At 70.2% G+C, this 9151-nt stretch carries 10 protein-coding genes, 1 pseudogene and 1 riboswitch; of the genes and pseudogenes, 5 read left to right on the forward strand and 6 right to left on the reverse strand.

The genetic code is table 11. The features are described 5' to 3' along the window. Positions 1–359, forward strand: a pseudogene (locus ACN675_RS26025) (TetR/AcrR family transcriptional regulator); the annotation flags it as partial. After that, on the forward strand, positions 356–1018 hold the full coding sequence (locus ACN675_RS26030) for an enoyl-CoA hydratase-related protein (RefSeq protein ID WP_420753578.1): 663 nt from the start codon (positions 356–358) through the stop codon (positions 1016–1018). The pseudogene ACN675_RS26025 and the gene ACN675_RS26030, both read left to right, overlap by 4 nt. A 54-nt stretch (positions 1019–1072) precedes the next feature. Here the strand turns inward: ACN675_RS26030 and ACN675_RS26035 are convergent, their stop codons facing one another. The 5 genes from ACN675_RS26035 to thiO all read right to left on the reverse strand — a co-directional run bounded on the left by ACN675_RS26035 (position 1073) and on the right by thiO (position 4909). Further along, positions 1073–1849 (reverse strand): ABC transporter permease, encoded by a 777-nt coding sequence (locus ACN675_RS26035; RefSeq protein WP_420753579.1) that lies wholly within the window; start codon positions 1847–1849, stop codon positions 1073–1075. Further along, positions 1849–2778: an ABC transporter ATP-binding protein gene (locus ACN675_RS26040; RefSeq protein WP_420753580.1), complete on the reverse strand. Its 930-nt coding sequence runs from the start codon at positions 2776–2778 to the stop codon at positions 1849–1851. The genes ACN675_RS26035 and ACN675_RS26040 overlap by 1 nt, the downstream gene beginning before the upstream one ends. A gap of 76 nt (positions 2779–2854) precedes the next feature. After that, positions 2855–3640 carry a thiazole synthase gene (locus ACN675_RS26045; protein WP_420753581.1) on the reverse strand — a complete coding sequence of 262 codons (786 nt, stop codon included), beginning with the start codon at positions 3638–3640 and terminating at the stop codon, positions 2855–2857. Further along, the gene (gene thiS / locus ACN675_RS26050) at positions 3633–3848 is read right to left on the reverse strand and encodes a sulfur carrier protein ThiS (protein ID WP_420753582.1); all 216 of its coding nucleotides are present in this window, start codon (positions 3846–3848) and stop codon (positions 3633–3635) included. Before thiS ends, ACN675_RS26045 begins: the two co-directional genes overlap by 8 nt. Further along, positions 3848–4909, reverse strand: a complete 1062-nt coding sequence (thiO, locus tag ACN675_RS26055) for a glycine oxidase ThiO (protein ID WP_420753583.1) — start codon at positions 4907–4909, stop codon at positions 3848–3850. The genes thiS and thiO overlap by 1 nt, the downstream gene beginning before the upstream one ends. Beyond that, a riboswitch (TPP riboswitch) is annotated at positions 4907–5021 on the reverse strand. (Overlaps the previous gene by 3 nt.) Before the next feature lie 26 nt (positions 5022–5047). On the opposite strand from thiO, the gene thiE reads away from it, so the two are divergent. Next, the gene (gene thiE, locus ACN675_RS26060; RefSeq protein ID WP_420753584.1) at positions 5048–5737 is read left to right on the forward strand and encodes a thiamine phosphate synthase; all 690 of its coding nucleotides are present in this window, start codon (positions 5048–5050) and stop codon (positions 5735–5737) included. Between the two features lie 88 nt (positions 5738–5825). Here the strand turns inward: thiE and ACN675_RS26065 are convergent, their stop codons facing one another. After that, on the reverse strand, positions 5826–6674 hold the full coding sequence (locus ACN675_RS26065) for an NUDIX hydrolase (RefSeq protein WP_420753585.1): 849 nt from the start codon (positions 6672–6674) through the stop codon (positions 5826–5828). 128 nt (positions 6675–6802) lie between these two features. Between ACN675_RS26065 and ACN675_RS26070 the strand changes: the two genes are divergently transcribed. After that, positions 6803–8179, forward strand: coding sequence for a hypothetical protein (locus ACN675_RS26070; protein ID WP_420753586.1), 1377 nt, complete (start codon positions 6803–6805; stop codon positions 8177–8179). Positions 8180–8196: 17 nt separating this feature from the next. Next, on the forward strand, positions 8197–9141 hold the full coding sequence (locus ACN675_RS26075; RefSeq protein WP_420753587.1) for a glutamate ABC transporter substrate-binding protein: 945 nt from the start codon (positions 8197–8199) through the stop codon (positions 9139–9141). Positions 9142–9151 lie beyond the last annotated feature (10 nt).

Genomic DNA, 9151 nt, shown 5'->3' on the forward strand with positions numbered 1-9151 from the left:
CCGCCGCCGACGCACCCGCTGTCTTCGCCGAACGCCACCCGACGTCGGCGCGACTGGTGCTGACCGTGCGCCGCACCGACCTGCTCGGAGCCTCCCTACCCGAGGACCTGGCCCGCGACCTGTTCCGCCTCGACCACGAACTCGGTGAGCTGATGGCGGAACTGGCGACGGCACTGTGGAATCGGCGCGACGGCGCCGCCGTCGACGTCGTGCACTCCTGCATCGTCGCCCTGCCCACCGGACTCCTGTTGCACACCAACAGATATCGCGACCCGATCGCTCGTCGCCGACTCGCCGCCGCGGTCCGCGCGGTGCTGGCACTCGGCCCCGAACCCCCCTCCCCGAAAGGCAGACCATGACCGTCACCACGACCCGTCACGACACCGTCACCGTCCTGAACCTCGGCGACGACGAGAACCGCTTCTCCCCCGACTGGCTCGACCGCGTCGATGCCGCACTCGACGAGATCGAAGCCGGAGAACCCACCGCGCTGGTGACCGTCGCGAACGGAAAGTTCTACTCCAACGGCCTGGACCTGGAATGGCTCTCGGCGAACGGCGAGAAGGCCCAGTGGTACGTCGACCGGGTGCACGGACTGTTCGCGCGGGTCCTCACCCTTCCGGTCCCGACGATCGCGGCGATCAACGGGCACGCGTTCGGTGCCGGCGCGATGCTCGCGCTGGCCCACGACTTCCGGGTGATGCGCACCGACCGCGGCTTCTTCTGCCTGCCCGAGGTCGACATCCGGATCCCGTTCACGCCCGGGATGGCCGCGCTAGTGCAGGCCAAGACCACCCCGCGCACCGCGACCGCGGCGATGACCACCGGACGACGGTTCGGTGGACCCGACGCGCTCGCCGCCGGCATCGTCGACGCCACCGCCGAGGAATCCGCCCTGGTGACCTCGGCCGTGGGCACGGTCGCGCCGCTGGTCGGCAAGGACCCCGGCACGCTCGGAGCCATCAAGTCGACGATGTACGCGACGACGATCGCGGCCCTCACGACCCCGCAGTCGTAACCGCCGGAACGGATCCGCTCGGACCCCGGCCCACCGGGGTCCGAGCGAACCGACTCAGGCGTCGCGCCGGTTCACGACCGCCACGGCAGCGCCGAACACCACCAGCACGAAGACCGCGAAGTACAGCAACGCACCCCACGGGCCCCAATGGAAATCGATGCCCTGGTCGGTGCCCAGGAAGTAGTTGATGTTCGCGAACGGCAGGAACGGCTGCACTTTCCGGCCGAACGACCCGAACAGTCCGAACAGCGATTCGATGAGCATCGGCCACAACAGCAGGATCGCGATGGTGCCGGCGGACTGACGCAGCAGGGCACCCACCCCCACCGCCAGGATCGACGCGAGCAGCGCGTACAACGCGGTGCCGTAGATCGTCCGCCAGGTCGACCCCTCGAGCACAAGGTCCCGCCCGGCTTCCGACCCGGCGAGCGCCTTCGTCAGATAGACCGCGGCCAACGCGAGCACCCCGGTCAGAATCCCCCCGAGCACACCGATCAGCAGCGCCTTGACGGCGAGGACGACACTGCGGTTCGGCAGTGCCTGAAACGTGGAGCGGATCACCCCGAACCGGTATTCGCTGGTCACCGACAGCGCCGCGAGAATCATCAACACCAGCACACCGAAACCGGTGACACCGCTGACGGCGACGTCGACGGTGGGATAGAAGCGGACCGTTTCGTCGTCCGCGGACATCGACGCCTTCGCCGCCGCACCGAGGATCGCGGCCAGGCCCAGACCGAGCGCGACGATCACCACCGTGCACCAGAACGGCGACTGCACCGACGTCAGCTTGATGCGTTCGGCTCGCAACGTATCGATCGCCAGGCTCATCACAGGCCACCCTTCATCACGGAATCGGCACCGGTACCGTGGAACTGCACGTCGCCACCGGTCATCTTCATGAATGCCTCCTCCAGCGAGGCCTGCTGCCCGGCGAGTTCGTGCAGCACCACCGACCGGGCGGCCGCGAGCTCGCCGACCTCCGCCGCGGTTGCCCCGGTGACCACGAGCGCACCGTCGTCGTCGTGGACGGCGTGCCCGCGCTCGGCGAGCGCGGCACGCAGGACGTCGAGCTGGGGGCTGCGCACCCGCACCACCGCTTCGGAGGCCTGCGCGACGAATGCGTCGACGGAGGTGTCGGCGATGAGCCGGCCCCGCCCGATCACCAGCAGATGATCGGCGGTCTGCGCCATCTCCGACAACAGATGACTCGACACCAGAACGGTCCGGCCCTCGGCTGCGAGTGCCTGCATGAACCGCCTGATCCACACGATCCCCTCGGGATCGAGCCCGTTGACCGGTTCGTCGAACAACAGCACCTGCGGATCGCCGAGCAGGGCCCCGGCCAGACCGAGACGCTGTGACATGCCGAGCGAGAAACCACCCGCGCGTTTGTTCGCGACCTCGGTCAGGCCCACCTGGCGCAGTACTTCCTCGACTCGCGACGCGGGCAGCCCGTTCGACGCGGCCATCCACCGCAGGTGCGCGCGGGCGGACCGGTTCGGATGCACCCACTTCGCGTCGAGCAGCGCCCCGACGGTGCGCAGCGGACGCTGCAACTCCCGGTAGGGTCGCCCGCCGATCAGGGCGGTGCCGGCAGTGGGCCGGTCGAGACCGAGGATCAGCCGCATCGTCGTGGTCTTGCCGGCACCGTTCGGACCGAGGAAGCCGGTGACGATGCCGGGCCGGACCGTGAACGTCACGTCGTCCACTGCCGTCGTCGATCCGAAGGTCTTGGTCAGTCCCGTCACTTCGATCATGACCCCTACCCTGCCCGATCCATCCGGAATGTGCAGGGACACGCCCGACGAGCAGCCGCCGGATCCGACACAGGCGCTAGGGTTCGAGCGGCGAGGACGCCTGCGCCCAGAACCTCTTCGGGATCCGTCCGGCGTGCCGGGCCCGGAAACCCGCTTCGACGGCGTGCCGCATCGCCGACGCCATCAGCGCCGGGTCCTTCGCCCGGGTCACCGCGGTCGCGAGCAGCACCGCGTCGCAACCCAGTTCCATCGCGAGGGCAGCGTCGGACGCGGTGCCGATTCCCGCGTCGAGCACCACCGGGATACCGGCGGCTTCGACGATCATCTCGATGTGGTGCGGGTTGGCGATGCCCAGGCCGGTGCCGATCGGCGAGCCGAGCGGCATCACCGCCGCACATCCGACGTCCTCGAGGCGTTTCGCGAGGACCGGATCGTCCGTCGTGTACGGCAGCACCACGAACCCGTCGTCGACGAGTTGCTCTGCCGCCGAGACCAATTCGATGGCGTCGGGCAGCAGGGTGCGTTCGTCTGCGATGACCTCGAGCTTGACCCAGTCCGTTTCGAGGGCCTCGCGGCCCAGTTGCGCGGTGAGCACCGCTTCCTTCGCGCCGCGACAGCCCGCGGTGTTCGGAAGCGGGGTGATGTCGAGGCGGCGCAGCAGGTCGAGCACCCCGGTCCCGGAGGCGGCGTCGACGCGGCGCATGGCGACGGTGGTCAGTTCGGTACCGGATGCGACGAGCGCTTCCTCGAGCACCGCGAGATTCGCGGCGCCGCCGGTGCCGGTGATCAACCGCGACGCGAAGGTGCGTCCGGCGATGGTCAGCTGCGGCAGGTCGTGTGCCGGGTCACGGAGCTCAGCCACCCTGGACCGCCGTGAGAATCTCGATCTGCCAGCCCTTTCCGACCGGCTCGGACCACCGTCCGCGCGGGAACACCGCGCCGTCGACGGCGATCGCGATGCCCTTCTCCGGCAACCCCAGCTGCGCCAGCAGTTCGGCGACCGTCGGCGCCTCGGCGAAGTAGTGGTCCTCACCGTTGACGGTGATCCCCACCGAGATCGGGTTCGTCATCACAGCCCTTCCTTCGAAAATCTTTGCGGATCGGCGTTTTTCGCTTCGGCGAGCGGATCGTCGGCAAGTTCGGCGAGCACGGCGTCCGCGGTGATCGGGGTGAACAGGACACCGTTGCGTCCGTGCCCGGTCGCGGCGACGACCCGTTCGGACAGCCGCCCGATCAGCGGCAGGTTGTCCGGGCTCATCGGCCGCAGGCCCGCCGTCGCCTCGTACAGCTCGTACTCGCCGATCGCGGGCAGCAGCGCTTCCGCATCGGCGATGAGGTCCCGCACCCCGGCGACCGTCACCTGCGTGTCGTCGGCCTCGTACTGGGTGGCGCCGACGACGAGACCGTCGCCGCGCGGCACCAGATACGCCGGCCGGCCGTGCACACTGCCGCGGATGGTGCGCCTCGGGGCGGGGGTGACACCGGGCCGGGCCCGCAACCTCAGGATCTCGCCTTTGACGGGCCGCACCGGAAGGCCCGGCCACAACCGGGCCGACGCCGAACCCGCCGCGAGCACCACCCGGTCCGCGGGCAGTGCGTCGAGCGAATCGACCGCGGTGGCGACGAACCGCACCCCGGCCTCGACACAGGCGCGGTGCAGGGCGTCGACGAGGATCCTGTTGTCGACGGCCAGTTCCGTCGGCGCGAGCAACCCGAGGCGGATCCGCGGGCCGAGCGACGGCTCGAGCTCCCGGATCTCCGCGCGGGTGAGCACCCGCATCTCGTGGCCCTGCGCCTGCACCCATTCCGCGACGGTGCGCAGGTCGGCGGCATCGGCGGCATCCAGCGCGACGGTCAGCGACCCATTCGAGGTGAACAGGTCACACCCGGTCGCGCGCTGCAACCGGTCCCCGAACTCCGGCCAGCGCGCGAGTGATGCCGCCCCCAGTCCCAGGACGTGTTCCTCGCCGGGCCAGCCCTCCGACAGCGGCGCGAGCATGCCACCTGCGACCCAGGATGCGCCCGCTCCGGGTGTCGGGTCGTGCACCGTCACGTCCCAGCCGGCGTTTGCCGCGCGCCACGCGATCGACAACCCGATGACGCCGCCACCGACGACGGCTACCGTTCCCATCCTGCGTCCACCTCACTCCCTGCGCCGGCATGATCCGGGTCAGGTCATAACGGTCGGGGCCGGCAGGCCCCCTCTCAGCCCCGCGTTCCCCGGGACTCCCGTGTTGTCATCTCTCCCTCAGAGGTTACCGTCTGGGCTGTGACTTCCTATCGTGGCAACCATCCTTCACCTCGGGAACGGCTCGCGGACGCGCGTCTGTACCTGTGCACCGACGCCCGCCGGGACACCGGCGACCTGGCTCGATTCGCGGAGGAAGCGCTCGCCGGCGGAGTCGACATCATCCAGTTGCGCGACAAGGACTCGGCGGGCGAGAAGAAGTTCGGCCGCCTCGAGGCCCGCGACGAACTGGCCGCGCTCGAGATCCTCGCCGACGCGTGCCGGCGCCACGGCGCGCTGCTCGCCGTCAACGACCGCGCCGACATCGCGCTGGCCGCGGGCGCGGACATCCTGCATCTGGGTCAGGGTGATCTGCCGGTCGCGCACGCCCGCAACATCCTGGGTCCGGACATCGTCATCGGCCGATCCACGGGCAGCCGCGCGCAGGCGGCCCTCGCCGAGATCGAGGAGGGTGTCGACTACTTCGCGTCCGGCCCGGTGTGGGACACCCCGACCAAGCCGGGCCGCACCGCGGCGGGTCTGGAGGTCATCCGGGAGGTCGCGCAGTCGCATCCGACCCGTCCGTGGTTCGCGATCGGCGGGATCGACCTCGAGCGGCTGCCCGAGGTCGTCGCCGCCGGAGCCACCCGTGTCGCGGTGGTTCGGGCGATCACGAAGGCCGCCGATCCGCGTGCCGCGGCCGCTGCGCTGAAGGCCGGTCTACCTGCGTGAATCGTCTAGGGCGTGTCTCCTGATCCTTCTCGGATGCACCTGGCGATTGGGCGACGGGTGCGCCGAAATGGGGATTGGGAGACATGCCCTATAACCAGTCGAGGACGGTCGTCGGCGACAACGCGATCACCGTATCGGGCAGGCGCTGCCGTAGCCCGCGGTCGGCGGTCACGACCACCGTCACCTCCGACGTGAGGGTGGCGGTCGCCCCGGCGAGGCGGGCCAGTTCGTCGTCGCCGCTTCCGGTGGCGGTGTGCACCGGGATGCGGGCGTCCTCGACGATCGCTTCCCGGGCCTGTCCTTCGAGCACGGCCTCGATCTGCGTCACCCAGCCGAACCCGCCGTCGGGCAGTTCGAGAGTCCGGGGCAGCACCGCCGCCAGCTCGTTCAGCAGCGCCCCGGTCGCTCCCGGCCGGTCGCGCCACCAGCCGGTCGGGCGGGAGCCGAGCACGTTCGCGGTGTCGAGCAGGACCCGGACCACGCGGGTGCGCAGCGCCGGCCAGGCCGCGGCGAACCCCGAGTGCAGCGCCATCGCCTCGACCTCGACCTCCGGCACCCATCGCAGTTCGGTGCTCTCGCCGTTCGGGACGGTGGCCAGCGGGATCCCGGTATCGGCGACGACGGTGGTGTACGTCCAGCCGCCGACGAGACCGGCGGTGACGCGCTCGGTTCGGACCGCGACGGCCGTCACGTCGATGCCGGTCTCCTCGTGCGCTTCGCGTACCGCGGCGTCGACGGTGCTTTCGTGGCTGTCGCGGGCGCCGCCCGGCAGCGCCCAGGTTCCGCCCTGGTGGCTCCACGCAGCGCGGTGTTGCAGCAGCACCGCGGGTCGGCCGTCGGGCAGAGGCGCACGCAACAACAGGCCGGCCGCACCGTGCTTGCCCCATCGGCGATCGCCGTCGGGGCCGACGGCCCATCCGTCACCGTCACCGCGCATCGTGTCCGTCCTCCCTGCCGGCCGCCGCGGGCTGTCGAACCCCTGTTCCGACGCACTCGCGCAGCGCATTCCTGTTCGTACTGCTTATATGCTCGCCAAGGACTGTGCAACACCGAAAGGGGCGATTGGTGGACCCTCGCCTGCACCCCACGATCGACCCCGGCGTCGACCACGCCGAGCAACGGCCCCCCGAGACACGGACCGCCCGGGTGTTCGAGCAGGGACGGTCGAGCGGCCCGGAGGTGCCCGACGATCTGGGTGCCGTGCTGCGCTCGACACCCGCCAAGCTCATCGTGCTCGGGGCGCTCGTGTCGATCCTGGTGGCGATCTCGGGGTTCGTCGCGACCCAGACGGTGAGCAGCCGCAAGGCCACGCACGATCATCTGCTGTCGACGATCGAGCCTCTGGCGGACGCGTCACAGGATCTCTACAGCGCGTTGTCCGTCGCCGACGCGGCGGCGGTCACCGGGTTCATCTCCGGCGGCATCGAACCGAAAGCCGTCCGTGAGCGGTACGAGCAGGCCATGGCGGAGGCATCGGCGCAGCTGGTCGCGGCGGCCGTCGGCGCCGGTGACGACCCGGACAGTGCCCGCCTGCTGTCGGGGATCTCCGGGCGGCTGACCGTGTACACGGGCCTGATCGAGACTGCCCGGGCCAACAATCGCTCGGGTAATCCGGTGGGCACCGCGTACCTCAGCGAAGCGTCGAACCTCATGCAGACGTCGCTGTTGCCGATGGCACAGGAACTGCACATGCTGGGTGTCCGTGCAGTCACGGACACCCAGCATGCCGCGGTCCGGCCACCGTGGTTCTCGATCGGGTTGCTCATCGCAGCGGTGTCCGCGCTCGGCGGAATCCACCTGATCATCTCCCGCATCAGCCGGCGTGCCCTCAATCCAGGGGTGCTTCTGGCGATCGCCTCGACCGGTCTGCTGCTGGTGTGGCTGCTCGTCGCGGGGCTGGTGTCGTCGAGTGCGACGCAACGCGCCATCAGTGACGGCGCCGAGCCGCTCGGGACGGTCGCCGCGGCCCGTATCGCCGCCCAGCAGTCCCGCACCGCCGAGACGCTGCTGTTGGCCCGGCGGGACAGCACCGGCGAATACGATGCCGCGTTCCGACAGTCCATGACCCGGCTCGGCGAGCTACTGCAATCCCACCGGGGTGGAGACGCTGTCACCGACGAGGCCGTCGCCCGTGCGATCGCCGCCCGCAACGAATGGATGGAATCGCACGAACGCACGGTGGCCGCCCTGCAGCGCGGTGACTACACCGCGGCGGCGGTCCTGGCGGTCGGTCCGGGTCCGAACGAAGCGGCGGCCCAGTTCGCCGCCCTCGACGACGCCCTGGCCGAAGGCATCGAGGCGGCGCGCTCCGAGCTGCGTTCCAACGAGGACCGCGCCTCCCAGCTCTTGTCCGCACTGGCACCTGCCGCGGTGGCGCTCACCGTGGTGTCGCTGATCGGTGTCACCATCGGATTGTGGCCTCGACTGCGGGAGTACCAGTGAGGAGCCGGGTGGCGCTGATGGTGGCGGCACTGTGCAGTGCCGTCGCCGTCGCCGGGTGCGCGTCGACACCGGTGTCCCCGCTGCCCCGGGTCGAGGTCCCCTACAGCGAGGTGCCGCTGCCCGAACGCGCCACCTTGGCGCCCTCCCCCACCACGCAACCGGAAATGCCCGACTGCGGGGATCCGACCGCGAGCCTGCGGCCCGACGGCGCGAGGACCGGACCGACGCTCGACGCGATCCGCGCCCGCGGCCGGCTGGTGGTGGGTCTCGACACCGGCAGCAACCTGATGAGCTTCCGCGATCCGGCCACCGGCCGCATCGCCGGTTTCGACGTCGACATCGCCCGGGAGATCGCGCGCGACCTGCTGGGGGATCCCGACCTGATCGACTACAGGATCCTCAACTCCGCCGACCGTGAGCAGGCGCTGCAGAATTCCACCGTCGACATCGTCGCCAAGACCATGTCGATCACGTGCGCCCGCCGTGAACGCGTCACCTTCTCGTCGACCTACTTCCTGGCCCAGCAGCGTGTTCTGGTGGTCAAGGGATCGGACATCCGCAATGCCGCAGACCTCGCGGGTCGGCGGGTCTGCATCGTGCGCGGAACCACCTCGCTGACCCGCATGCAGCAGGTGCAGCCGTCGGCGTCGATCCTGACCGTGCCGGCGTGGGCGGACTGTCTCGTCGTGCTGCAGCAGGGGCAGGTCGAGGCCGTGAGCACCGACGACACCATCCTCGCCGGTCTCGCATCCCAGGATCCCAATCTCGAGATCGTCGGCGGCTCGATGGGTGTGGAGCCGTACGGTATCGGCATCACCCTGGGCAACGACGATCTCGTGCGGTTCGTGAACGGCACACTCGAACGAATCCGCCGCGACGGCACCTGGGCAGAGTTGTACGACAGGTGGCTCACCGTCCTCGGGCCGACACCGGCACCGCCGACCGCGACGTATGTGGATTGAGGGACGATCC

Source organism: Rhodococcus sp. O3, from assembly GCF_048897285.1.
Lineage (GTDB): Bacteria > Actinomycetota > Actinomycetes > Mycobacteriales > Mycobacteriaceae > Rhodococcus.

What these genes read in the sequence shown, in the direction of transcription:
- ACN675_RS26030 (WP_420753578.1), top strand. Translation starts at nt 356, where the DNA reads ATGACCGTCACCACGACCCGTCACGACACCGTCACCGTCCTGAACCTC.
- ACN675_RS26035 (WP_420753579.1), bottom strand. Translation starts at nt 1,849, where the DNA reads ATGAGCCTGGCGATCGATACGTTGCGAGCCGAACGCATCAAGCTGACG.
- ACN675_RS26040 (WP_420753580.1), bottom strand. Translation starts at nt 2,778, where the DNA reads ATGATCGAAGTGACGGGACTGACCAAGACCTTCGGATCGACGACGGCA.
- thiS (WP_420753582.1), bottom strand. Translation starts at nt 3,848, where the DNA reads ATGACGAACCCGATCTCGGTGGGGATCACCGTCAACGGTGAGGACCAC.
- thiO (WP_420753583.1), bottom strand. Translation starts at nt 4,909, where the DNA reads ATGGGAACGGTAGCCGTCGTCGGTGGCGGCGTCATCGGGTTGTCGATC.
- ACN675_RS26065 (WP_420753585.1), bottom strand. Translation starts at nt 6,674, where the DNA reads ATGCGCGGTGACGGTGACGGATGGGCCGTCGGCCCCGACGGCGATCGC.
- ACN675_RS26075 (WP_420753587.1), top strand. Translation starts at nt 8,197, where the DNA reads ATGGTGGCGGCACTGTGCAGTGCCGTCGCCGTCGCCGGGTGCGCGTCG.